This is a genomic window from Streptomyces sp. NPDC026500, assembly GCF_055567635.1.
Map to the genome: position 1 here is coordinate 170888 of NZ_JBVHQB010000013.1, position 24013 is coordinate 194900.

Genomic DNA, 24013 nt, shown 5'->3' on the forward strand with positions numbered 1-24013 from the left:
CCACCTGCTGGATTCCGCGTTCAGCCCCTGGCGCGATACGAGCCAGGGGCTGAACGGAGTGTCCTTCGGTCACCGGCGTGATCGACCCTCGGTCACCCGCGTGATCGACGGTCCGGCCTATTCCACCTTCGCCCAGTCGAGGGTGCGCTCCACCGCCCTCTTCCAGTCCGCGTACCCCTGCTGACGCCGGTCCTCGGACCACTGCGGCTCCCAGCGCTTGGACTCCTGCCAGTGGGTGCGCAGTTCGTCGGTGTCCTTCCAGAAGCCGGTGGCCAGACCCGCCGCGTAACAGGCGCCGAGCGCGGTGGTCTCGGCGACGACGGGACGGCTGACCGGTACGCCGAGGACGTCGGCCTGGATCTGCATGCACAGGTCGTTGGCGGTCACGCCGCCGTCGACCTTGAGCACGTCGAGATGGACTCCGGAGTCCTGCTCCATGGCCTCGACGACATCGCGGCTCTGGTAGCAGATCGCCTCCAGGGTCGCCCTGGCCAGGTGGGCGTTGCTGTTGTACCGGGCGAGGCCGACGATCGCGCCGCGGGCGTCGGAGCGCCAGTACGGGGCGAACAGGCCGGAGAACGCCGGGACGAAGTACATCCCGCCGTTGTCCTCCACGCTGCGGGCCAGCGTCTCGCTCTCGGCCGCGTTGGTGATGATCTTCATCTGGTCACGCAGCCACTGCACGGCGGATCCGGTGACCGCGATGGAGCCTTCCAGCGCGTAGACGGCGGGACTGTCGCCGAACCGGTAGGCGAGGGTGGTCAGCAGGCCGTGCTGTGAACGAACCAGCTCCGTACCGGTGTTGAGGACCAGGAAGTTGCCTGTGCCGTAGGTGTTCTTGGCCTCGCCGGGTGCGTAGCAGACCTGTCCGACGGTGGCCGCCTGCTGGTCGCCGAGCACCCCGGTGATGGGGATGGGGGCGCGCAGCGGACGGGAGGTGCGCGTCGTACCGAACGCCTCGCGGTCGGACGAGGAGTTGATGCTGGGCAGCATGGCTCGCGGTACACCGAAGAAGCCCAGCAGTTCGTCGTCCCAGTCGAGGGTCTCGAGGTTCATCAGCATGGTGCGACTGGCGTTGGTCACGTCGGTGGCGTGGATGCCGCCGTCGGGGCCGCCGGTCAGGTTCCACAGGACCCAGGCGTCCGTGTTGCCGAACAGGGCGTGGCCCTGTTCCGCCGCTTCGCGGACCCCGTCGACGTTCTCCAGGATCCACTGGATCTTGCCGCCGGAGAAGTAGGTCGCCGGCGGCAGCCCCGCCTTGCGGCGGATGACGTCGCCCTGGCCGGAACGGTCCAGCGCCGCGGCGATGGAATCCGTCCGGGTGTCCTGCCAGACGATGGCGTTGTAGTACGGACGCCCGTTGCGCGGGTCCCACACGACCGTGGTCTCCCGCTGGTTGGTGATGCCGATCGCCGCCAGGTCCTCGGCGGTCAGGTTGCCGTGCCGCAGGGCGTTCTGGATCACCGAGTTGGTGCGTTCCCAGATCTCCACCGGGTCGTGCTCGACCCATCCGGAGCGCGGAAGGATCTGGGCGTGTTCCAGTTGATGCTTCGCCACCTCGTTGCCGTCGTGGTCGAAGATCATGAATCGGGTGCTGGTGGTCCCTTGGTCCACCGCGCCCACGAATTCAGCCATGGGTTGCCGCCTCTGCTGGGGGTGTCAGTCCTCGGGAACCGGGACGCGTCCCGCGGGTTCGGGCTCCGCCGTCGGCAGGAACCGGCCGATGAAGAGCTTGTAGATGCCGGCGCCGAGCACGCCACCGATGAACGGACCGATGATCGGCACCCAGAAGTAGAAGTTCCCGTACTGATCTCGCCAAGCCCCTCCGTATCCCGTGAGGAAGCTCGCCAGCCGGGGGCCGAAGTCACGGGCCGGGTTGATCGCGTAGCCCGCGAGGGTGCCCCAGGCCATTCCGATGCCCACGACGACCAGGCCGATGATGAACGGGGCCAGGTTCGCGCCGGGCGGGGTGTTGAGCAGGTCCGTGATGGCCATGATCAGCAGCAGCAGAATGGCGGTGCCGATGATCTGGTCGCGGAACGCGCCCCACTCGTGGACCGGCAGGTTCGGGTTGCCGTTGGCGGGCAGTGTGGAGAACACGCCCTGGGTTTTGATGGTGTGGCCGGGGTCGGCCTTCGCCAGCGCATCCGTGTAGTTCCAGCGCACGATCAGCGCCGCCACGAAGGCACCGAGGGTCTGGGCCACCACATAAGGCGCTACCCTGCGCCACGGGAATCCCCTGAACGTGGCCAGGGCGACCGTCACCGCGGGGTTGAGGTGCGCGCCGCTCAGCCGTGCCGCGACGTAGACGCCCATGATGACGCCGATACCCCATGCCCACGCGATGCTGTCGTGGTTTCCCAGACCGCCCGGTGGCGTCGTGAGGGCGCCGCCTGCGACCACCTGGGCCACCACGCCGCACCCGAAGAGGATGAGAATCATTGTGCCGAGGAATTCGGCGGACATTTCGCCGATCAGCCCCGACTTAAGCCGCCCAACCATGGAAGCCTGCTTCCCGCCGGTCCAGGACCGGCCGTTGACCGCCGCCCGAGCCCTCCCTCACATCAGCATAGAATGATCAAGAGCGAATCGCATTAAAAGATAAATATCCCGCTTTGGTACCCCCTGTGATCGATGGATCGGTTGCGAGAGTCGAGGAGCCGTAGACCCCTCGGGGTCGGCGCGGACATGGTCGGCGCGGACGCGGGAGGCGTCAGGCGGGCACCGTGACGATGCCGAGAGGCTCGCTGGTCGGCTGTGGTGATCCGCCCGCGGGTTCGGCCGTGATTCCCACGGCGCTGACGTCGTCCAGGGGCCCTTGGAGCACCTGTGCGTGACCGCCGCCCGAGCCGGGAAGCAGGCCCGCCGGGCGAAGGCCGCCCGCTTTCGCGGCGTACCAGAGTTCGTAGACCTGATCGTTGCCGAGGCGGGGCAGGCCCGAGGCGATGAAGGCGGCCCGGCCCTGCGCGCGGGAGGCGACGACTGCGAGCGTGAGAACCCATCCCCGGGCGGTTCCGAGTTCCGGTCGATAGCGGCCCGCGGTCCGCCAGATCTCCACCATCACGTCCTGCGCCACCTCCTCGGCCTGCGCCTCGTCCCGCAGCACACGACAGATCAGACCCTTGACCGGCGGCGCGAGGGCGTCGTAGACATCGGCGAAGGCGTCATGGTCGCCCTCCGCGGCGCGCTTGAGCCGGGCGTCCAGCCACGCCTCCGCCGAGGGGTGCCGTCGCGAACCGTGTCCGTCCTGGCCGGTCCTGGGCATCGCTCACAGAATCCGTCCGTTGCTTCCTTCTCGCCCGGCCCGTCCGGCTCGACTCTCCGTCGCGGCGGCCTCCTCTGCAGCGTGACCGGACCGTTCCCGATGGGGTAAGCGCAGGTCGCCGTGCCGAGAATGCGGTTCCGACCGGCGCCGCCAGCGTCCGGAACCGCGCAGGCAACGGCCGTTGACACCGTGTATTCGTAGCCACCGTGCCCCGCGTATGGGCCGAGGGCGCCGCGAAGTCCCCGCGCCGGGTCATGGGCTCGGCGCCCACGGAACCGGCCCTGTCCGACTCCTCACGAAAAGTCGTATCAAAAACTTACTGGGGTCTATCCTCATACATACCTTTCTTCGCTCCGAATACCTTATGTCCCGCACATCGAGGGCCTTGGAACGTACCGACGGCTTCGGCGCGAACTCCCGTGACATCGGCTCCCGTTGCGCACGTCCATCACATTTCGAGGGAGGTAGTCCGATGAGCGCACGCCTCAGTGCCCGGCGCCTGCTCGCCGGTGCGGCCGCGACAGGCCTGCTGGCCGGCGGTGCCGCGTTGGGCCTGTCCGGTTCAGCCGCCGCGGCCGCGACACCTTCGCCCACGCCTTCGGTGACCGCTGACCACCATGGTCACCACGACCGCTGCGAGTGGAAGAGGGGCCACTGGGAGAACAAGTGGGTGCCCGGACACTGGGTCAAGAAGTGGGTCCATCACGACACCTGGCACCACGGCCATCACAGCCACGGCTGGATGCAGAAGTGGGTCTACGTTCCCGGCCACTGGGACCACGTATGGGTCAAGGCCCACTGGGACTGCCGACACCACCACCACTGAGTGCTCCGGTCGAGGCGTGAGGGCCGGGCGCGGTCACCCGCCCCCGGTCCGCCCTCGCCGGTTCTGCCGCCCGGATTGCAGCGGTGAGGGCACTGGAAACGCGGTGGAACAGGGTCGATCCCGTTGGTTAGGCTCGCCCGATGACCACACGCACTTTCCGTATCACCGTTCGCGGTGTCTTCGACGGGCTCGGCGCCGACCAGCGTGCCGAACTCCTGGCCCGCGCGTCAGAACATGACGTCCTGCAGGCCGCCTTCACCCCCGAGGGGCACCTCAGCTACGACCTGGCCGCCCGGCCGGCCTTCACCTTCCGCTTCCTGGACTCGGGGGAGGCGGAGGAGGACATCCTGGAGGCGGTCGAACGGGCCGAAACCGCCGCGACAGCCTGGCTGACCGAGCGCGGCTACGGTTTCAAGAGGCTCAAGTCCCAGGGTGAGGACCTGTCCCAGGCCCCCCTCGGCAAACGACAGCGGCGGGCCATCGCCCAGAACACCCCCTGATCCCTCGTACTCCATGGGGTGCCTACGTTCCGAATATGCTTGAGTAGTCAAGGAGGTGTCAATGAGCAGGGGACTGGACGCGGCACTGCGCCTGGTGAGGGCCCAGGCCGCCCTGGTGAAGCGGTTCGACGCGAGCCTGGGCGGACTGCACGGGGTGAGCCTGGCCGACTTCACGATGCTGCTGCGTCTGTCCGAGGCCCCGGGTGACCGCATGCGCCGGGTGGATCTGGCCGAGGCGCTGGGGCTGACCGCCTCCGGTGTCACCCGGGGGCTCGTACCGCTGGAGCGCATCGGCCTGGTCAGGCGGGACGCGGACGCCCGTGACGCGCGGGTGGCCTATGCGGCGCTTACGGAGACCGGCAGGGAGCTGTTGGCGGACATGCTCGTCACGGCCGAACAGGTCGCCGAGGAGATCTTCGCCGAGCCGCCGTGGACCAAGGAGGAGGCGGCACAGCTCGCCGGCCTCCTCGGCCGCCTCGGCGGCACCGGGTTCGTCCGGCGCGAGCCCGGGCGCTCCTGAACCGTGCGGACGCCGGTCGCGGACGGGGCGTCCCGCTGAGCGGGCTGTCCGTTTCGGCCGGCCTGGGCGTCGGCCGGCCTGAGCGTCGGCCGGCCTGAGCGTGGGCCGGCCTGGGTGTCGGCCGGCGTGCGCGACGGCAGGCCCCTGCGACCGGCGTCCCGTGTGACCGGCGTCCCGCGCGGCGGCGATGCCGTGAGCGGGGGTCGCCCCGGGGGTAGGGGCGCCGGGGTGGGGGCGCTCCGAGTCCGCTGCTCCGAGGGGTTCACCCGGAGCAGCGGAGCCGCAGAAGCGGGCCCCTATGGGCGGCGGATCCGGTGACGCCTTGCCTGTCTCGTGACCTCGGCGCACGCTGGTGGCATGGGAGTTCGCGACGGGCCGACGCTCATCACCTCCGTCCAGCGGGCCTTCCGCCTGCTGGAGGCGGTGAGCGCCCACGAGAACGGCGCGCCCGCCAAACAGCTGGCACGCGAGACCGAGCTGCCTCTGGCCACCGCCTATCACCTGCTGCGGACCCTCGTCCACGACGGATACATACGCAAACTTGACGACGGTGGATTCATCCTGGGTGACAAGATGCAGACATTGCGGACCCAGGGCCGTGGGCAGGCGCTTCTCAGCCGCGTCCGCCCCACTCTCGCCGCTCTGCGTGACGAACTCGCGTCCGCCGCCTACCTCACCTTCTACGAGGAGGGCGAGATCAGGGTCGCCGAGATCGTCGACGGGCCCCGGGCGCCCCGGGTCGACCTGTGGGTCGGATTCGAGGACGCGGGGCACGCCACCGCGCTGGGCAAGTCCGTACTGCGCGAGCTGGACGAGGAATCCCGTAACGACTACCTCGCCCGGCACACCCTCGCGGACCTCACTCCGCGGACCATCACCAGCCGACCGGAACTGTTGCGGCGCCTGGCCTCGTCGCCCGTGGCCCCGGCCGTCACCGACCTGGAGGAGTACGCCCTCGGCACGGTCTGCGTCGCCGTCCCCGTCTACAGCGGGGACACGCTCGGCTCGCTCGGCGTCTCACTCCCCGCCGAACGGCTGCCCCGGCTCGAGGAAGTCCTGACGCGGCTGATCCCGACCGCAAACCGGGTGACCAGGAGCCTGTCGCTCACTATCTGAAATCTCTGTGCTTGTGGCGGACGCCTCGAACGTCTTTCCTGTATCAATCGGACATTTCAGTGATGAATCCAGGTGAGGACTGCGGACTAGCATGAGTCAGGCCCGAGAGCACGGTAGCGAGCACTGGCCGAAACAGACGTTCACGAACCGAGGAGTGGGTTCCGGGGCCGCGGTCCGCAAGCGCGCCGCGCACCTTGCCTTCGGCACGCCGGTGCTGCCTTTCCTGGTCGTCGGCGCCATCGTGCTCGTCGACCTGGCCGGCGGAGCGGGGGTGATCTGGCTGCCGTTGCTGGCCGCCGGACCCGCGCTGGCGGCCACCACCAGCCGGCCGTACGGCGTTCTCTGCGTCGGTCTTCTGGCCGCAGCGGTGAGCGCGATCCTCGGCACCCGGGACAGTGTCCCGGGCGGCGAGCTCGCGGCCGTCCTGTCCGCCCTGGCCGCCGTCACGCTGGCGAGTGCCCTGGCCAGCGCGCTGCGCTGGCGCCGGGAGCGAGTCCTCGCGGCCGTCCGCTCCGTGGCTGAGGCGGCCCAGCACGCCGTGCTCGCACCCATACCGTCGAGAGTCGGTCCGTTCCAGGTGGCCGTCCGCTACAGCGCCGCCGCGGCGGAGGCACGGATCGGCGGGGATCTCTACGCGCTGGTGCCCACACCGTACGGAGTCCGGATGATCATCGGCGATGTCCGCGGCAAGGGGCTGCCGGCCGTGGGTACGGCCGCACTCGTGCTCGGTGTCTTCCGCGAGGCCGCCTACGACGAGCCCGACCTTCTCGCCGTCGTCGGCAGGATCGAGCGGAGTCTGGCGCGGAACCTGGGGTACGACGACTTCGTGACCGCCGTGGTCGCCGGGTACCCGGAGCCGGGCCGGCTGGAGGTCGTCAACTGCGGACACGCTCCTCCGTTGCATGTCCGCGCGTCCGGGAGCGTCGCGTCGGTCGACCCCGTCAACCCCGCTCCGCCTCTCGGGCTGCGGGCTCTGACGGGGGAGACCCCGAGCCTCCAGGTGCTGCCGCTGGCCGATGGTGATCAGCTCCTGCTCTACACCGACGGGGTCACCGAGGCCCGCGACCACGGCCGCGAGTTCTACGCTCTCGCCGAAGGACTGGCACGGCATGTGTCCGACGAGCCGGCTTCCACCCTGGCCGCGCTCGACGCCGAGCTCCAGGCCCACGTGGGCGGCCGGCTGCACGACGACGCGGCCCTGCTCCTGCTCCGCAAGCCGGCCGTTCCCGACCCGGTAGAACCGGCGACCGCGGTCGGCGCGGGCAGTGACTCCGTCGCCATCACCGTCCCCGCCCCGCCCCGGCCGCCTGCCGCGGGCGCCGGTATCGGCTGTGGCCGGGGCACGGAGTAGCCCTTCGGGGTGTGTCACCTTCACCTGTGAGGTGCCCTGTTGCGCGGGACTGCCGATGCGCTTTCCGGTACGGGTCAGTGCCGGGCGAACTGGACCCGCGTCGGTTGCACGGTGTCGGGCCGCAGCGCGATTCCGCTGACGGTCAGACGTTCACCGTAGATGTCGGTGATCCTGATCGCGCCGCCGCATCCGCCGCCGTTGTCGGCGAGGAAGTAGTTGTAGTCGGTACGGGGCAGCTGCCGCCATCCGCTGGCGGTGCGAAGTTCGAGCCGGGCCACCGGATTCCGGTGGCCGATCACCTGGACCGCGCACCACCAGCGGCTGGACCCGGTCTTGTACCGGACCGCGATGGTGTCGGAGGTGCTGGGGCTCAGCAGCTTCCAGGTGATCGGGATCCGTCCGGCCGCCGGACTCGCGAGTCGGGCGAAGGCCTGTGCGCTGAGGTCGAGCTGCCCTGGAGCGCAGCCCACCGGGCATTCATTGGTGATCCGGACGGTGACGGTCGCGCCGTCGGCCGCGCGGACCACGACGTACGCTCCGCACGCCTTGGACGTCTCGTAGTCGGTGCGGTTCATCGCCGCGGTCATGAGGTCGTCGCTCGGGCCAAAGGAGCAGGCGCCGTCGCCGTTCCCGGCGTCGTAGGTGGTGGCCACTCCCCGGTAGCCGACCCCGGGGCGAATCCGTCCCGCCAACGAAGCCGTCGTGGAGACGGTCCCGGAACTGTGCGAGGCCGACGGCCGAGCCGGTGCGCTGGTGGCATCGGTGGCGGTCGGGGACACCGTCGAGCTCGGCGACCGTGTCGCCGTCGGGGACGCCGATCCGGCCGGAGCCCGCTCGTCAGGAGTCGCGGTCCCTTGGGCTCCGGCGACGGCCGAGGCCGCGGTGTGCCCGGCGTCGGCTCTGTGATCGGGGCGGAACGCCACGACAAGGCTGACGAGAGCACCCACCGCGATCAGCGCGATCGGGGTGACGGTCAACAGCCTGAGCCGGTGCCTGCGGCGCCGCGCGGCCTGCCTCGTTTCCTTCATGCGCATCCGTTCCGAGGATCGAGCCGATGGTGTGTCCATCAGCGGCCGCGGGACGCGAAAGGGTTGCCGCCCGATTCCGGCTGGCGCTGAACAGGGTGAGAATGTCCGAGGGCCGCGCCCACCCAACCACCCGTACGCCGGCCGTCCCTGTCTGCCGTGGGCGGTTCATGTCTACTACGGAAGACTCGTTGACGGGGTCATGTTGACCGTATGCGGCCGATCCGCTTCCGGCCCCAGGCCCGGCCCGGCACCTCGATGCGGCGATGGGTCAGCACGGACAGCGGCAGCAGCACGGCGAAGAACGCCGCCTCGAGTACGAGTTCGTCCCGCCGGTACCGTCCGATCACGCTGTCGCTCACCGCGAGCAGGACGGGATGCACCAGGTAGACCGAGTAGCTGATCGTTCCCAGTCCGGTCAGTACGCGTGGGAACCTCCGGCGGCGCAACGCCACACCGGCACCGAAGGTGAGTACGGCGAGGAGGAAGGCCGCGATCCAGCCGCGCCGTGCGAAATGCGCCCCGTCGCCGTGTCCGTACGCACTCCCGACGGCGCAGATCAGCACCACGACGGCCGTGCAGGCCGCGACGAGCCAGGTGCTCTCACCGCTTTCCGCCCGCTGGACGGCGGTGCCGAGGAACATCACGGCGAGGATCACGAGGCCTTCCCAGAGGGGAACGGTGCCGTTGAACGCGACCAGGACCAGCGCCAGCACGCCGCCCACCATGGCCCCGGACACGCGCAGTCCCGTTGACCCGGAACTCGCACAGCAGACGGCGACCACCAGGGCCGTCGAGGCGAGCGCGACCAGTGGGCCGGCGCCCACCGCGGCGGACAGCGCGGAGGGCGGTGGCACGAACCCCTCCGTCGCGCTCACGGCGGCCAGCATCCCCAGGACTACGGCCGCTCCAGCCGACCGCCGGTGCAGACGGACCGTGAAGAGGGCGACGACCAGCAGGTAGAAGGCCATCTCGTACGACAGTGTCCACAGGACGAGAACGACACTGGGCGTCCCCAGCAGTTCCTGCAGCAGGGTGAGATGAGCGACGGCCACCGTGAGGGGACTCCGCCCGGCGAAGCGAGCGTGCGTATCCGCGATGCCCAGCAGATCGAGTGCCACGACCGAGCCCACGACAGCGGCCCACAGGGGGTAGACGCGGAAGAACCGTCCGGTCCAGAAGGTCCGGACCCGGCCCCGGCGTTCGAGCGACGCGGGGATGACGTAGCCGCTCACGAGGAAGAACACCAGGACGCCGTACCGGCCGATGTTCACCTGGGACATCAACTGCTCCCGGGACCCCGCCATGAAGGCGTACGACGAGTGGTCGAGCGCCACGAGGAGTGCGGCGATGCCGCGCAACGCGTCCAGCCAGCCCAACCGGGGCGGACCGGTGGATCGGTCGGACGAGGGTGGACGCGACGGTGCGGAGAGCCGCCGCTCCAGCGGCGGAGGAACGGGACGCGCGGGTTCCATGGGTTCCCTGACTGGACCGAGTCGTGTGAGGGTGATGGGTTCGTCGGGACGGCCGTGAGGCGGGCATGCGGAGGAGGGCGGCCCGGTACGGCGGATCGCCGGAGTTCTGTGCGAGAGGCCTCCGCTCGCCCATCGAAGTGCGGCCGCGGGGCGGCACGGCACGGGACACGCCCTGATGAGGCGGCTTTCGCCGGGATTGACTACGCGGCGGTCAGGGGCCGCGCGTGTGCGTGGGGCAGGGCCGCCACCGTTTTCGGCCGGGCAAAGCCGAGCGCGCGCGACCGCCTCCCGGCGTCCTCGTGTGCCGGGATCCTTGATGCTTGTGCTCCGCGGTTCCTGCGCCTTCCGCGACGGCCGATCGGGCGGCGGAGCCCGAGGGCCAGTGGGGCGAGAACCCGGCGCTGTGCCGCCGACGGCCGTCTTGACGGGCCTGTTTCAGCCATCGTCTTCCTTCTGGCCGCCGGACGTTCGGTGTGGGTGCCGCGCTCCTGCGCTCGTAGGGTGCGCCGAACGTCGACGGACCGCACGTGGACGGGGGCAGACCGGTGGACCGTCCCGGCGATTGCTCCGTCGTCTGTGCGGTGGGTATGCGTTGGTTCCGAGGATGGGACAGAGTGTCGTCATGGGGCGCCTGTGGATGACGTGGTCGATCGAGGGAGTCGGGTCGGCCGGCCAGAACGTCGCTGACGTGGAAGCGGCCTGTCGTGCTCTGGTCGGCTCCGTCGAGCGGTCCCGGCGTGCCTTCGATGTGCCGGAGCCGTGGGAGGAGATCCGTGAGTCGGCGCTGATCGTCCAGGACCAGCTCCTGGGCTCGGGGCGCGAGATCCTCGATCAGGGCCGGGAGTGGACCTCGACCCTGAAGGGCGTGAGCATCATCCTGATTCCGCGCGACTGAACGGTCCGGACGCCGGGTCCGGCGTCCGGTTCCCCGTCCAGCCATCCGTGCGAGGACCCCGCTCACCCGCCCGGCCGGGCGCTCGGCCAGGCGGGAACCTCCCCTCCCGATTGCGCCGGAGCGTCAGGCGTCGGCCGCCACGGACACGAAGGCGCTCCCGTCCCGGAAGGCGGAGTGGTCGCCCAGACGGAGTACGTAGTCCCGGAGCCGGGGATGCGAGCCGAGGCTGTCGGTCGGCCCCAGCCGGGTGACCGCGACCCACACGTCCACGTCCGCGGCCGTCAGGTTGTCGCCCAACACATAGGGTTGCGTGGCGAGTTGGCAGTCCAGCAACTCCAGTGCGGCCGAGAGCTCCGAGGGCTGGGCGGACGGGGTGACGTCGCGGTCCAGCAGGTCGCGGAGGGCTTCGAGGTCGGCGCCGAGGGCCGGAGGGCACAGCGTGGACGGGTGCCCCGTGGTGTGACCGGAGAGCAGCCCCGCGAGATCGCGGAGGATGTCCGGCGTGTGGTTGCTGACGATGCGTCCACTCCATCGGTCGCACAGCGCGGGCGCCGTCAGCGGTCCGTCGTAGTGGTGCTCGGTGGCCTCGTAGGCACGGCGCAGTGAGGCAAAGGCGTCGGGTGTCGCGGCGGGGTGCGCCAGGAGGGTGGTGGCGACCGAGCCCCTCAGGCCGAGCAGGTCGAGGGTGATCGCGATGCGCAGCGAGAGCGGACAACTCTCCGACAGATACAGCTCGTAGCGGTGCGGTGCCGGGTAGAAGCCGCCGGCCACACCTACGCCGATACGGCTGTGGACGCGGTGGGGGAGCGTGGACGGTGTCGTCGCCACTTTGAGGCGACGGTCCGAGGGGAACGAGATCTGGTCGCAGGGGCGCGAGTTGGCTGTACCTGAAGTCCGCGAAGCTGTCTCGGGCATGACTCTCCCTTGGGGAACGAGGAAGCCACCGCCGCCTTGTGGGCACCAGCGGCCGAATGCGGATTGACTGCGCTTGTCGCACCGGTCCGGATCGAACGGACCGGTCGCGGATCAGTAAGCGCTGGAGACACGCAACAGATCGATGTGCAGGCGCCTCGTCAAACCGTTCCTGGGCAATTCCCACCGGTCCCGACTCCAGGGCTCGCGAGACGCGAGACCACGCTTGCCCCGCCGCATCGGCGGAACCCGGTCGTCACCCGGGGCACCCCGTCGCGGTGGAAGGGTTGCCTGTCAGCGGGCCGGGGCCGATGACCACAGGAGCGGGGCGAACCCGCACCGTGGGCGCTGACAATCGTGACCGTCCACGCCAGTCTCGATGTGCCCTGAGCTGCCGTCAAGACGGCCCGGTACGCGGTCTCAACTGGTGGTCACCCGCATTGACATTCTTTTCCGGGCAGGCCTAACGTGCGGCGCACAACGGATGCCTCAGGGCCGGAGAAGTGATGGTGAAGGCGATGCACGCAGCTGACGGGACGACCGCATGGCGGCGCCTCGGCCGCGATGTGCTGTGCGCCGACCGCTCCGTGGACCTGCTGCGCGTCAACAGCGCGCTGTGTACGGCCATGTGCCGCACCCTCAGCCAAGGCTGACGGCTCTTCTCCTGAATCTCTGACGACCACCGCTGTCGCGGTGTGCCCCTTCTCCGTCCAGCCCCCGTTCCACGTGCACCCGTGCGTAGATTCGCGCCGAGCCGTTCCGGCTCCCGCCTGCTGCTGCCGCTCGCCGTGGTCCGGGGTGTCCGCATCCGCTGGAGCTCTCCATGAGTCAATCTCCCGGCACAGCTGTGTCCTCCGGATCAGCACCGCTCGCCGAGGCGATCCCCCGTACCGACGTCCCCGCCTCACCCAAGCCTCTGGCGGCTCAGCGGGTCCTCCCGCTCCGGCGTCCCGGCCGCTGGATCGTCACGGCCGTCGTGCTCGTGCTGGTCGCCCAGATCGCCCACGGGCTGGTGACCAACCCCTTCTACCAGTGGGACCGTTTCCAGTACTGGTTCCTTCGCCCGACCATCCTCGACGGCCTGCTCATCACCCTTGAAGTCGCTCTCTACAGCGCCGTGTTGGGTCTTGTGGGCGGCATCCTGCTCGCTCTGGCCAGGCTCTCACCGAGCCCTGTGCTCCGCGCGGTGAGCTGGGTCTACACCTGGTTGTTCCGGTCGGTCCCGCTCATCGTGGTCCTGCTGTTCCTCTACAACTTCAGTGCGCTGTACCGGACGTTGAGCGTAGGCGTTCCGTTCGGCCCGGCCTTCTTCACCTTCGACGAGTCCCACCTGGCCTCCGACATGGCCGTCGCCGTCGTCGGACTGAGCCTGAACGAAGCGGCGTACGCCTCCGAAGTGGTGCGCGGCGGCCTCCTCTCCGTCGACCAGGGGCAGCACGAAGCGGCCTCCGCCCTGGGCCTGCCGAAGCGGTACCAGTTCGCGAAGATCGTCTTCCCGCAGGCGCTGCGCTCCATCACCCCCAACTACGTGAACCAGCTGATCGGCCTGATCAAGGGCACCTCACTGGTCTTCTACGTGTCACTGCTGGACCTGTTCGGCTCCGTGCAGAGCATGGGCAGCACGTATCCCGGCGACATCGTGCCGCTGCTCCTCGTGGCCAGCGCCTGGTATCTGATCCTCACGAGCGTCGTGTCCGTCATCCAGTTCTACGTCGAGCGGCACTACTCACGGGGCGCGCTGCGCACCCTGCCGCCGACCCCGTTGCAGAAGGTGCGGAACGGTCTGCGCGACGTGCGGGCCCGGGTCCGGAGGGAGACGGCGATATGAGCGGCGAGACGAATCGGACGACGCTGAGGACGCGGAGGGCCCGGGCGCTCCGGGCGACGGAGACGGCTTCGCCGCCCGAGAACGCCGGAGCGCTCGGGGCGGAGCCCGCCGCGGTCGAGGTGCACGACGTCCACAAGTGGTACGGAGCCCAACGGGTCCTGAACGGAGTGGAGTTGACCGTGCGACCCGGAGAGGTCACGGTCGTTCTCGGACCGTCCGGCTCCGGCAAGTCCGCTCTCCTGCGGGTGATCAACCACTTGGAGAAGCCCGAGATCGGCCATGTCAGCCTGAACGGCGAACTCATCGGCGTACGCAGAGTCGGTGAGCGTCTGAAGGAGCTCAGCGAGCGGGTCATCCTGGCCCAGCGCAGCCGGATCGGGTGCGTGTTCCAGAACTTCAACCTCTTCCCGCACCTGACCGTGCTGGACAACGTGGCCGCGGCTCCGGTGGCGACCGGGAAGCTTTCCAGGCCCGAGGCCCAGCAGCTGGCCCGCGATCTGCTCGCCCGCGTGGGGCTGGCCGACAAGTCCGGTGCCTATCCACGGCAGTTGTCGGGCGGACAGCAGCAGCGGGTGGCCATCGCCCGCGCCCTCGCCCTGCGGCCCGGGGTCATCCTCTTCGACGAGCCGACCTCGGCGCTCGACCCCGAACTGGTCGGCGAGGTGCTCACCGTCATCAAGGACCTGGCCGGCAGCGGCACCACCCTCGTCATCGTCACCCACGAGATCGGCTTCGCCCGTGAGATCGCCGACCGGGTCGTCTTCATGGACGGCGGCCGCATCGTCGAACAGGGTCCGCCCGCGCAGGTGTTGGACCATCCACAGCAGGAGCGAACCAAGGACTTCCTGAGCAAGGTCCTCTGACCCACCCGCCGACGGCGAACGGCGAGGCATCGGTCGCCACCGGCCTGCGCCCGCGACCGCCGACCCGCGTTCGGCGACGCGACGCGCGGCGCAGACCCCGGAACCCGCCATCCACTGTGCGCCCTCGCGCACGTCCACCCGATCTCGCGGCCCGCCGGGACCGCGCCCCCACACCCTCACCGCACACACCCGACAAGGACAGCCATGCGCACCCTCCCCCTGGACAGCAGAATTCTTCGCGGCGTCACCGCCACCGCGGCCGTCGCCTCCCTCGCCGCCGGGCTCGCCGCGTGCGGGGGTGACAGCGACGCGGCCACCCGGAGCCAGGGCGCCTCGGCCGGATCGGTCACCGTCGGCGCGCTGTCCAACGGCGCCGCCAAGGAGACCCAGTTGAAGGTGTCCGAGGTGAAGTCGATCAGCGCCGAACTGCCCAAGTCCATCGCCAAGAGCGGCACATTGCGGATCGGCGTCGGCGCCCTTCCCGCCGGATTCGCGCCCCTCGCGTACGTGGGCGGGGACCAGAAGACGCTCACCGGCGCCGAACCCGACCTCGGTCGGCTGGTGGCCGCGGTGCTCGGCCTCAAGCCGGAGGTCAAGAACTCGACCTGGGAGAACCTGTTCGTCGGCATCGACAGCGGCAAGGTCGACGTCGCCTTCTCCAACGTCACCGACACCGAGGAGCGCAAGAAGAGGTACGAGTTCGCCTCCTACCGGCAGGACAACCTCGGCTTCGAGGTGCAGAAGAAGAGCACCTGGAACTTCGACGACGACTACCGGAACCTGGCCGGCAGGACCGTCGCGGTGAGCGCCGGTACCAACCAGGAGAAGATCCTCCTTGAGTGGAAGGCGAAGCTCGCCAAGGAGGGCAAGCAGCTCAACGTCAAGTACTACCAGGACAGCAACGCCACGGCCCTGGCGCTGTCCAGCGGAAAGATCGACGTCTCCTTCGGCCCCAACCCCGGCATCGCGTACCACATCACCCAGACCGCCAAGACGCCGAATCCGACGCGCAACGCGGGGAAGTTCTCCGGTGCGGGCGAAACGCTCCAGGGTCTGATCGCGGCCACCGCGAAGAAGGACAGCGGGCTCGCCAAGCCGCTCGCCGACGCGATCAACCACTTGATCAAGAACGGCCAGTACGCCAAGTGGCTGGCCGCCTGGAACCTCTCCAACGAGGCCGTGGGCACGTCCCAGGTGAACCCGCCCGGCCTGCCGCTCGACAACTCCTGAACCAGCGCCCACCTCAGGGGACTCCGCCGCGCCGCGACGGAGTCCCCTGAGGCGCCCGCTGTCCCACGGACGTGTCCCGGTGCACGGCCCTCGAGGACCCCACCGACCGCCGCTCGTGGGACGACTTCGCCGCGTACGGGCAGCCGGAAGAAAGGGCACAGCCGTGCCGTTGTGCAGGTTCAGGAGCGCGTGGCACCCCTTCGGGTACCCGCGAGGCCGGGCGGACCAGGAACTCCGGAGCACCGGGTCGAAAGGGTGGAGGTGAGGCACATGCGTCGCGTGTCCCGCCGCCGTGTGCCGAGGCTGCTCCCGCCCCGCCGCCTGTACCTGTACGGCCGGCCGCACATCGATCTGCTGCGGGTCGCCGGCGCGCTCTGTCGCCCCTGACCCGTTCCCACGCAGCCGCGCCCCGCTCGCCGGGGCGGGCTTCCTCGTACGGTCGATCAGGAAGGCACCTCCCGTGTCCTCGTCACCCACACCCCTGCACCTCGCCGTCGCGCTGGACGGCGCGGGCTGGCACCCGGCCGCCTGGCGCGAGCCCGTGGCCCGCCCCCGTGAACTGCTGACCGCCGCCTACTGGACCGACCTGGTCACCGAGGCCGAGCGCGGTCTGCTCGACTTCGTGACCATCGAGGACGGACTCGGCCTCCAGTCATCGTCGCTCACCGGACCGGACGGCCGCACCGACCAGGTCCGCGGCCGCCTGGACGCCGTCCTCATCGCGTCGCGAATCGCGCCGCTGACCCGGCACATAGGCGTGGTTCCGACCGTGGTGGCCACACACACTGAGCCGTTCCACATATCGAAGGCGATCGCCACTCTCGACTATGTGAGTTCCGGCCGCGCGGGCCTACGCGTGCAGATCAGCGCACGCCAGAGCGAGGCCGCTCACTTCGGGCGCCGTACGTTCCCGCCCTTCCGGTTCGAGGACTACGACACCCCCGCGGTGCAGGAGGTGGTGACCGACCTGTTCGACGAGGCCGCCGACCACGTCGAGACCGTGCGCAGGCTCTGGGACAGCTGGGAGGACGACGCCGAGATCCGCGACGTCGCGACCGGCCGCTTCATCGACCGCGACAAGCTGCACTACATCGACTTCGAGGGCAGGCACTTCAGCGTCAAGGGCCCGTCCATCACTCCCCGGCCGCCCCAGGGACAGCCGCTCGTCACCGCCCTGGCCCACGCGACGATCCCGTACCGGCTGGTGGCCAGGGCCGCCGACGTCGCCTTCGTCACGCCGCGCGACGCCTCTCAGGCCCGTGCCATCGTCGACGAGATCCGCGCCGAGCAGACCGCGGTCGGCCGGGGAGAGGAGACCGTGCACCTCTTCGGGGACCTCCTGGTCTTCCTCGACGACGACCCCGGGGCCGCCGAGGCCCGCCGCGAGCGCCTGGACGCCCTCGCGGGCCGGCCGTACACCGGCGACGCCCGGATCTTCACCGGGACGGCCACCCAACTCGCTGATCTGCTACAGGAATTGGGCGAGTCGGGACTGTCCGGCTTCCGGCTGCGGCCCGCCGTCGTCGGGCACGACCTCCCGGCGATCACGCGCACTCTGGTGCCCGAACTCCAGCGCCGGGGTGTCTTCCGGAACGCCTACGAGGCCGACACCCTGCGCGGACTGCTCGGGCTCGCCCGCCCCGCGAACCGCTACTCACCCAAGTTCACCGAGCAGGGGTCAGCCAAATCCGCCCCGACCGCCTGAGCCGGAAGGACCCCCGACCATGAGCAAGCCGCTCAAGCAGATCCACCTCGCGGCGCACTTCCCCGGCGTCAACAACACCACCGTGTGGAGCGACCCCGAGGCCGGCAGCCACATCGAGTTCAGCTCCTTCGCACACTTCGCGCGCACCGCCGAGCGCGCCAAGTTCGACTTCCTGTTCCTCGCCGAAGGTCTGCGCCTGCGCGAACAGGGCGGAAAGATCTATGACTTGGACGTCGTAGGACGGCCCGACACCTTCACCGTCCTCGCCGCCCTCGCCGCCGTCACCGAACGGCTCGGCCTGACCGGCACCATCAACTCCACCTTCAACGAGCCCTACGAGGTGGCCCGTCAGTTCGCCAGCCTCGACCACCTCTCCGACGGGCGTGCCGCCTGGAACGTCGTCACCTCCTGGGACGCCTTCACCGGCGAGAACTTCCGCCGCGGCGGCTTCCTGCCCCAGGAGGAGCGCTACTCCCGGGCCAAGGAGTTCCTGACCACGGCGAACGAGCTCTTCGACTCCTGGCACGGGGACGAGATCGTCGCCGACCAGGAGACCGGCACCTTCCTCAGCGACGCCAAGGCCGGAGCCTTCGTCCACCAGGGGCAACACTTCGACATCGAGGGCCAGTTCAACGTCCCGCGCTCCCCGCAGGGCCGACCGGTGATCTTCCAGGCCGGTGACTCCGAGGAGGGCCGCGAGTTCGCCGCCGCGGGCGCCGACGCCATCTTCAGCCGCTACGCGACGCTCAAGGAGGGCCAGGCCTTCTACAGCGACGTCAAGGGACGCCTCGCCCGCTACGGCCGCCACCACGACCAGCTGCTGATCCTGCCCGCCGCGACCTTCGTGCTCGGCGACACCGACGCCGAGGCCGAGGAGCATGCCCGCGAGGTGCGGCGCGCCCAGGTCAGCGGCGCCACCGCCATCAAGCACCTGGAGTTCGTCTGGAACCGTGACCTGTCCTCGTACGACCCGGACGGCCCCCTGCCCGACATCGACCCGGACCTCGGCGAACACACCATCGCCCGCGGCCGCGCCCAGGTCCGGATGTACCGCGACCCGCTGGCCACCGCCCGGGAGTGGCGGGAGCGGGCGGCCGCCAACAACTGGTCCATCCGCGATCTCGTCATCGAGACCGGGAACCGGCAGGCCTTCGTCGGCAGCCCGGCCACGGTCGCCGAGACCATCAACGACTTCGTCCAGGCCGACGCCTCCGACGGCTTCATCCTCGTCCCGCACATCACGCCGGGCGGCCTGGACTCCTTCGCGGACACCGTCGTCCCGCTCCTCCAGGAACGGGGCGTTTACCGCACCGACTACGAGGGCAGCACCCTGCGCGACCACCTCGGCCTGGCCCACCCCGACGCCGATACGTCCGCCGAACGGGCGGCGTCATGAAGTTCCTGGCGATCACCCTGATCGTGCACGCCCCCCACCCGGTCACCGGAATCCAGAAACCGACCAACGACCGCTTCCGTGAGGTCATCGACAACGCGCTGCTCGCCGAGGAACTGGGCTTCGACGGCTTCGGGGTGGGGGAACGGCACGAGCGTCCGTTCATCTCCTCCTCGCCGCCGGTGGTCCTCAGCCACATCGCCGCACTCACCTCAAGGATCCGGCTGTTCACCGCGGTCACCACGCTCAGCCTTCTCGACCCGGTGCGCGCGTACGAGGACTACGCGACGCTCGATCATCTGTCCGGCGGACGCCTGGAGCTGATCGTCGGCAAGGGGAACGGCGCCGCACAGCGGGAGCTGTTCAAGGTCACCACCGAGGACCAGTGGGACCGCAACGCCGAGAGCTACGAGGTGTTCCGCAGGATCTGGCGGCAGGACAAGGTCACCGCGGCGACCCGGTTCCGTCCGGAACTCAAGGACGCGGAGGTGTGGCCCCGACCCCTCCAGCAGCCCGTCCGGGTCTGGCACGGCAGCGCCACCAGCAAGGAGTCGGTCGATCTGGCCGCCCGTCACGGCGACCCGCTCTCCTCCGCCAACGTCACCAACCCGATAGAGCCGTATGCCGAGTTGATCCGCCACTACCGCGAGCGCTGGGAGTACTACGGCCACGATCCGGCCGGCATCGCGGTCGGCGCCGGGACGGCCGGCATCTACGCGGCCCGGACCTCCCAAGAGGCGCTCACCGCCTACCGGCCCGTCTTCGAGGGAAACCTCGCGTTCCAGAAGCGGCTCGGCCTCGCACCGGTGTTCACGACGCTGGAGGACTTCGTGGAACGCAGCTCGGCACTGATCGGCAGCCCCCAGCAGATCATCGACAAGGTGCACCGCTATCACGAACAGTTCGGGCACAGAGTCCTCCATCTGCACGCCGACGCCGGAGGACTGACCAACCGTCAGCACCGGGACTCACTGGAACTCTTCCAGTCCGCCGTCGCGCCGGTGCTGCGCCGAGAGATCCCCGACCCGCCGTTCCCGTGGGCGCCCGTCCTCTCACCGCCCGTGCCCGAACCCGTGCCCGCCGACCACTGAGGAGCCCTGACCCGCCATGTCCGACATCCCCCTCGGCGTTCTCGACCTGGTCCCGATCTCGTCCGGTTCCACCGCCACCGAGGCGCTGCACAACTCCATCGACCTGGCCCGCAGGGCCGAGGACCTCGGGTACGCCCGCTACTGGTTCGCCGAACACCACCTCAATCCGGGCGTGGCCGGTACCTCGCCCGCGGTCGTCCTCGCCCTGACGGCATCCGCGACCTCGACGATCCGGCTCGGCTCCGGCGCCGTACAACTGGGCCACCGCACCGCCCTGTCCACGGTCGAGGAGTTCGGTCTGATCGACGCCCTGCACCCCGGCCGTCTCGACCTGGGCCTCGGTCGCTCCGGCGGCCGGCCTCCTGGCGGGCCCGCCACGCCGCTGCCGACCGCGACGCCCGTCGTCGACGGCCGCACGCCCAACGGGCTGCGCATTCCGCCCCGTTTCTCGTTCGAGCATCTGCTCGGCTCACCACGGGTCGCCCTGCAGCGCACTCTCCTCCAGCAGCCGAACGCCCAGTCGCAGGACTACGGCGAGCAGATCGACGACATTCTCGCGCTGCTCGCCGGCACCTACCGATCGGCGGAGGGGGTCGAGGCGCATGCCGTACCGGGCGAGGGCGCGGACGTGGAACTGTGGATCCTGGGCAGCAGCGGCGGCCAGAGCGCCGAGGTCGCCGGCCGCAACGGGCTCCGGTTCGCGGCGAATTACCACGTCAGTCCGGCCACCGTGCTGGAGGCGGCGGAGGGCTACCGGGCCGCGTTCCATCCGTCCGACGTCCTCGACAAGCCGTACGTCAGCGTGTCGGCGGACGTCGTGGTCGCCGAGGACGACGACACCGCCCGCGAACTCGCCACCGGATACGGCCTCTGGGTCCGCAGCATCCGTAACGCGGAGGGAGCCATCCGGTTCCCGACCCCGGACGAGGCGCGCGCCCACGTCTGGTCCGACACGGACCGCGCGCTGGTCCAGGACCGCCTCGACACCCAGTTCGTCGGCTCGCCGGGACGGGTGGCCGACCAGCTGGCGCAGCTCCAGGAGGCCACGGGCGCCGACGAGTTGCTGATCACCACGATCACGCACGGCCACGCGGACCGCGTGAAGTCGTACGAGCTGCTGGCCGAGGAATGGCGTACGAGGTGAACCGGCTTCAGGTGAACCGGCTCTGCGCACCTCACCCGGTGACTACACGCCGTTCGGCCGCGCGTCACGGCGAAGCGGTTCGCCACCGCCCCGGGGTACCCGCTGGCGTACCGCCCGCACCCGCACGGGGGCCACGATCCTCGATGGGTACCGTAGCGAGAAGATCGTCGTGACCTGCGAAATTCGCCGGACCCCGGAAGGAACCAACGAGATCATGCGCGTCATCGTGGCCCAGGGCCTGACGGAGGCTGTCGGATGACCGGCACCGAGGCACCCGGCGCCGAGGAAGCCGTCCTGCTGCACACCGACGGACGGGCCGCCCACCTCACCCTCAACCGGCCGAAGGCCCTGAACGCCCTGAACCACACGATGGTGCGCCTGATCGACCGAGCCCTCGCCGCCTGGGAACACGACCCGGCCGTCGAGACGGTGGTCATCACAGGCGCCGGAGAGCGCGGACTCTGCGCGGGCGGCGACATCCGGTTCGTGCACGACGACGCGCGCGACGGGGACGGCACCGCGTCCGCCGCGTTCTGGCGCGACGAGTACCACCTCAACGCCCGCATCGCCCGCTACCCCAAGCCGTACGTCGCGGTCATGGACGGCATCGTCATGGGCGGCGGCGTCGGCGTCTCCGCGCACGGCAGCGTCCGGGTCGTCACCGAGCGCTCACGCATCGCCATGCCCGAGACCGGCATCGGCTTCGTCCCCGACGTCGGCGGCACCCGTCTGCTCGCCCTCGCCGCGGGTGAACTGGGCACCCATCTCGCCCTGACGGGTGCCTCGATCGGCGCAGGCGACGCTCTGCTGTGCGGCCTCGCCGACCACTACCTGCCGTCCTCGTCGATCCGCCAGTTCGTTGCCGACCTCGCTGCTCTCCCGGTACAAGAGGCTCTGGCCCGTCATGTGCAGCCGTCGCCTCCTGCCGAGCTCGCCGAGCGGCGGGAGTGGATCGACGCCTGCTACGCGGCCGACACGGTCGAGGAGATCGTCCAGCGGCTGCTCGCGGTCGGGGATCCGGCGGCGAAGGAGACGGCGGAGATCCTGCTCGGCAACTCGCCCACCGCGTTGAAGGTCACGCTGGCCGCCCTGCGCCGTGCCCGGCGGCTCGGTTCGCTGGAGCGCGTTCTGGACCAGGAGTACCGCGTCTCCTGCGCCGCCCTGTCCGCCCCCGACCTGGTCGAGGGCATCCGGGCCCAGATCATCGACAAGGACCGCGACCCGCACTGGTCCCCGGCCACCCTCGCCGAGGTCACCGACGCCGACGTCGAGCGCTTCTTCGCGTCCCTGGGAGAGCGGGAACTCGGGCTCGCCGACCCGGGAACGGCGATACAGAGGGACTGAGTTCGGCGAGCGGGCGCGTCGCATTCACCCGACCCGGGCACACGGGCCGAACCCGTCCCGCGTGCCGAGCGCGCACCGAACTCCGCCCGCAGACGGTTCAGTTGTACGCCGCGAACGTCCAACCTCGTGCGTCGCCCACGGCCGAACGCGGCGGAGTCACCGGGCACTTCTTCGGGCTTCGTCCGAAACGGCACCGGTGACCCGCCGTTCACACAGGACCCGCCACCTGGGACGAGAGGAAGATCACCCCAGGTGGTGCGGTCTTGGCCAGGTAGTCACCACGCGGTACGGTCGGTCCGATATTGATGACGTCAAGACGGAAGCCGGCGGAAATCCGGCACGGTCGCGCCACTGTGAACGAGACGCTCCAGCCACGCTGGGCGCCGCGTGAGTCAGACCCGTAGGCGTCATCCTGTGCACCACCGAGATGGGACGCGAACTCCCGAGGAGGTCCTGCCATGGCGCAGACCGTCGCCCAGCCGACAGCCACCACCCCCGCACTTCCCGCCAAGCTGCCGCTGACCGCGATAGCACCCTGGGCGGTCTTCTTCGGCATCCTGATGCTGGTCCTGCTGTACTTCGTCGGCGCCGAACAGGGCGCCACCTCCGTCGTCTCCGGCGAGGACGTCCACGAGTGGGTGCACGACGCCCGCCACCTGCTCGGTTTCCCCTGCCACTGACGCGAGGGACGGCACACGCTCATGAACTCCGCAACGGTAAGAAACCTGCTCGTGCGAGGCATGCTCGCCGGTCTCGCGGCCGGTGTACTCGCCCTGGTCGTCGCCTACTTGCTCGGTGAACCGACCGTCGACAGCGCGATCGGCTTCGAGGAGGCTCACGCTCCCGCGCACGGGCACGAGGTCGAACTCGTCTCCCGCAGCCTCCAGTCCACCGCCGGCCTCGCCACCGGTGTCCTGATCTACGGCATCTCCTTCGGCGGCATCGCCGCGCTCGCCTACTGCTTCGCACTCGGCCGCGTGGGCCGCTTCGGCCCCCGCGCGACCGCGCTCCTGCTGTCGGTGACCGCGCTCCTCGCCGTGTACGTCGTCCCGTTCCTGAAGTACCCGGCCAATCCGCCGTCGGTCGGCGACCCCGCCACCATCGGCAAGCGGACCACGCTGTACTTCCTGATGATGGTCCTCAGCGTGCTCCTGGCGATCGGCGCCACCATCCTCGGCAAGCGCCTCGCGCCCCGTCTGGGTACCTGGTACGCCACCGTGCTCGCGGTGGCCGCCTTCGCCGTCGTGATCGGCCTGGCCTACGCGTTCCTGCCCGTGGTCAACGAGGTGCCGGGGGACTTCCCGGCCACCCTCTTGTGGCGGTTCAGGCTCTCCGCCCTGGCCATCCAGACCGTCCTGTGGGGCGGATTCGGCCTCGTCTTCGGCGAGTTGGCCGAGCGCATGCTCAACCCCAGGCCCGCGACGGTCCCGTCCGGGCGGTCGGTTCCGGCCGCACACTGAATTCTTCGCGAAGCGAGAGGCCCCTCGGATCCGTCCGAGGGGCCTCTCGTGCTGTGCGTGCCGGGAAGGC

General features: G+C 70.0%; 25 protein-coding genes and 1 riboswitch. Of the genes, 18 read left to right on the forward strand and 7 right to left on the reverse strand.

The genetic code is table 11. The annotated features are described in order from the left end of the window. Window positions 1-117: 117 nt before the first annotated feature. The 3 genes from glpK to ACZ4N5_RS24165 all read right to left on the reverse strand — a co-directional run bounded on the left by glpK (window position 118) and on the right by ACZ4N5_RS24165 (window position 3265). Complete coding sequence (gene glpK, locus ACZ4N5_RS24155; RefSeq protein ID WP_467759133.1) at window positions 118-1635, reverse strand: glycerol kinase GlpK; 1518 nt, start codon at window positions 1633-1635, stop codon at window positions 118-120. Between the two features lie 24 nt (window positions 1636-1659). Continuing rightward, window positions 1660-2502, reverse strand: a complete 843-nt coding sequence (locus tag ACZ4N5_RS24160) for an MIP/aquaporin family protein (protein ID WP_467759134.1) — start codon at window positions 2500-2502, stop codon at window positions 1660-1662. Window positions 2503-2713: 211 nt separating this feature from the next. Continuing rightward, entirely contained in the window at window positions 2714-3265 is a 552-nt protein-coding gene (locus ACZ4N5_RS24165; protein WP_467759135.1) for an anti-sigma factor domain-containing protein, read from the reverse strand. A gap of 472 nt (window positions 3266-3737) precedes the next feature. Between ACZ4N5_RS24165 and ACZ4N5_RS24170 the strand changes: the two genes are divergently transcribed. The 5 genes from ACZ4N5_RS24170 (at window position 3738) to ACZ4N5_RS24190 (ending at window position 7578) form a co-directional block, all read left to right on the forward strand. Continuing rightward, on the forward strand, window positions 3738-4091 hold the full coding sequence (locus ACZ4N5_RS24170) for a hypothetical protein (protein WP_467759136.1): 354 nt from the start codon (window positions 3738-3740) through the stop codon (window positions 4089-4091). 140 nt (window positions 4092-4231) lie between these two features. Continuing rightward, window positions 4232-4591, forward strand: coding sequence for a DUF6204 family protein (locus ACZ4N5_RS24175; RefSeq protein WP_467759137.1), 360 nt, complete (start codon window positions 4232-4234; stop codon window positions 4589-4591). A 61-nt stretch (window positions 4592-4652) separates the two neighbouring features. Further along, window positions 4653-5111, forward strand: a complete 459-nt coding sequence (locus tag ACZ4N5_RS24180; protein WP_467759138.1) for a MarR family winged helix-turn-helix transcriptional regulator — start codon at window positions 4653-4655, stop codon at window positions 5109-5111. A 357-nt stretch (window positions 5112-5468) separates the two neighbouring features. Further along, window positions 5469-6227 (forward strand): IclR family transcriptional regulator, encoded by a 759-nt coding sequence (locus tag ACZ4N5_RS24185; RefSeq protein WP_467759139.1) that lies wholly within the window; start codon window positions 5469-5471, stop codon window positions 6225-6227. 91 nt (window positions 6228-6318) lie between these two features. After that, window positions 6319-7578 carry a PP2C family protein-serine/threonine phosphatase gene (locus tag ACZ4N5_RS24190; RefSeq protein WP_467759140.1) on the forward strand — a complete coding sequence of 420 codons (1260 nt, stop codon included), beginning with the start codon at window positions 6319-6321 and terminating at the stop codon, window positions 7576-7578. Window positions 7579-7652: 74 nt separating this feature from the next. Here the strand turns inward: ACZ4N5_RS24190 and ACZ4N5_RS24195 are convergent, their stop codons facing one another. Next, a complete protein-coding gene (locus ACZ4N5_RS24195) occupies window positions 7653-8612 on the reverse strand; it encodes an expansin EXLX1 family cellulose-binding protein (RefSeq protein ID WP_467759141.1) in 960 nt (319 codons plus the stop codon). 191 nt (window positions 8613-8803) lie between these two features. Beyond that, a complete protein-coding gene (locus tag ACZ4N5_RS24200; RefSeq protein ID WP_467759142.1) occupies window positions 8804-10078 on the reverse strand; it encodes an acyltransferase family protein in 1275 nt (424 codons plus the stop codon). Window positions 10079-10700: 622 nt separating this feature from the next. On the opposite strand from ACZ4N5_RS24200, the gene ACZ4N5_RS24205 reads away from it, so the two are divergent. Next, a complete protein-coding gene (locus ACZ4N5_RS24205; protein WP_467759143.1) occupies window positions 10701-10973 on the forward strand; it encodes a hypothetical protein in 273 nt (90 codons plus the stop codon). Window positions 10974-11096: 123 nt separating this feature from the next. On the opposite strand, the gene ACZ4N5_RS24210 is transcribed toward ACZ4N5_RS24205, so the two are convergent. Together ACZ4N5_RS24210 and ACZ4N5_RS24215 are read right to left on the reverse strand one after the other, a co-directional pair. Next, window positions 11097-11801, reverse strand: a complete 705-nt coding sequence (locus ACZ4N5_RS24210; RefSeq protein WP_467759144.1) for a glutathione S-transferase C-terminal domain-containing protein — start codon at window positions 11799-11801, stop codon at window positions 11097-11099. Between the two features lie 198 nt (window positions 11802-11999). After that, window positions 12000-12125, reverse strand: a complete 126-nt coding sequence (locus tag ACZ4N5_RS24215) for a putative leader peptide (RefSeq protein WP_467759145.1) — start codon at window positions 12123-12125, stop codon at window positions 12000-12002. Next, a riboswitch (SAM riboswitch) is annotated at window positions 12103-12248 on the reverse strand. Its footprint overlaps the gene before it by 23 nt. A gap of 155 nt (window positions 12249-12403) precedes the next feature. Here ACZ4N5_RS24215 and ACZ4N5_RS24220 point away from each other — a divergent pair. The 12 genes from ACZ4N5_RS24220 to ACZ4N5_RS24275 all read left to right on the forward strand — a co-directional run bounded on the left by ACZ4N5_RS24220 (window position 12404) and on the right by ACZ4N5_RS24275 (window position 23943). Beyond that, window positions 12404-12538, forward strand: coding sequence for a hypothetical protein (locus ACZ4N5_RS24220; RefSeq protein WP_467759146.1), 135 nt, complete (start codon window positions 12404-12406; stop codon window positions 12536-12538). 170 nt (window positions 12539-12708) lie between these two features. Then, window positions 12709-13713, forward strand: a complete 1005-nt coding sequence (locus ACZ4N5_RS24225) for an amino acid ABC transporter permease (protein WP_467759147.1) — start codon at window positions 12709-12711, stop codon at window positions 13711-13713. Beyond that, on the forward strand, window positions 13710-14576 hold the full coding sequence (locus ACZ4N5_RS24230; protein ID WP_467759148.1) for an amino acid ABC transporter ATP-binding protein: 867 nt from the start codon (window positions 13710-13712) through the stop codon (window positions 14574-14576). The genes ACZ4N5_RS24225 and ACZ4N5_RS24230 overlap by 4 nt, the downstream gene beginning before the upstream one ends. A 204-nt stretch (window positions 14577-14780) precedes the next feature. After that, window positions 14781-15806 (forward strand): ABC transporter substrate-binding protein, encoded by a 1026-nt coding sequence (locus ACZ4N5_RS24235; RefSeq protein WP_467759149.1) that lies wholly within the window; start codon window positions 14781-14783, stop codon window positions 15804-15806. A gap of 270 nt (window positions 15807-16076) precedes the next feature. Further along, window positions 16077-16193, forward strand: a complete 117-nt coding sequence (locus tag ACZ4N5_RS24240) for a putative leader peptide (protein WP_467759150.1) — start codon at window positions 16077-16079, stop codon at window positions 16191-16193. A gap of 73 nt (window positions 16194-16266) precedes the next feature. Continuing rightward, window positions 16267-17511, forward strand: coding sequence for an LLM class flavin-dependent oxidoreductase (locus tag ACZ4N5_RS24245; RefSeq protein WP_467759151.1), 1245 nt, complete (start codon window positions 16267-16269; stop codon window positions 17509-17511). A gap of 19 nt (window positions 17512-17530) precedes the next feature. Beyond that, window positions 17531-18907, forward strand: a complete 1377-nt coding sequence (locus ACZ4N5_RS24250; protein ID WP_467759152.1) for an NtaA/DmoA family FMN-dependent monooxygenase — start codon at window positions 17531-17533, stop codon at window positions 18905-18907. Continuing rightward, window positions 18904-19995: an LLM class flavin-dependent oxidoreductase gene (locus ACZ4N5_RS24255; RefSeq protein ID WP_467759153.1), complete on the forward strand. Its 1092-nt coding sequence runs from the start codon at window positions 18904-18906 to the stop codon at window positions 19993-19995. The genes ACZ4N5_RS24250 and ACZ4N5_RS24255 overlap by 4 nt, the downstream gene beginning before the upstream one ends. Before the next feature lie 16 nt (window positions 19996-20011). Further along, window positions 20012-21139, forward strand: a complete 1128-nt coding sequence (locus tag ACZ4N5_RS24260) for an LLM class flavin-dependent oxidoreductase (protein ID WP_467759154.1) — start codon at window positions 20012-20014, stop codon at window positions 21137-21139. A gap of 255 nt (window positions 21140-21394) precedes the next feature. Beyond that, the gene (locus ACZ4N5_RS24265; RefSeq protein WP_467759155.1) at window positions 21395-22483 is read left to right on the forward strand and encodes an enoyl-CoA hydratase/isomerase family protein; all 1089 of its coding nucleotides are present in this window, start codon (window positions 21395-21397) and stop codon (window positions 22481-22483) included. Between the two features lie 458 nt (window positions 22484-22941). Further along, the gene (locus ACZ4N5_RS24270) at window positions 22942-23163 is read left to right on the forward strand and encodes a CbtB domain-containing protein (protein WP_365877220.1); all 222 of its coding nucleotides are present in this window, start codon (window positions 22942-22944) and stop codon (window positions 23161-23163) included. Window positions 23164-23184: 21 nt separating this feature from the next. Beyond that, entirely contained in the window at window positions 23185-23943 is a 759-nt protein-coding gene (locus tag ACZ4N5_RS24275) for a CbtA family protein (RefSeq protein WP_467759156.1), read from the forward strand. Window positions 23944-24013 lie beyond the last annotated feature (70 nt).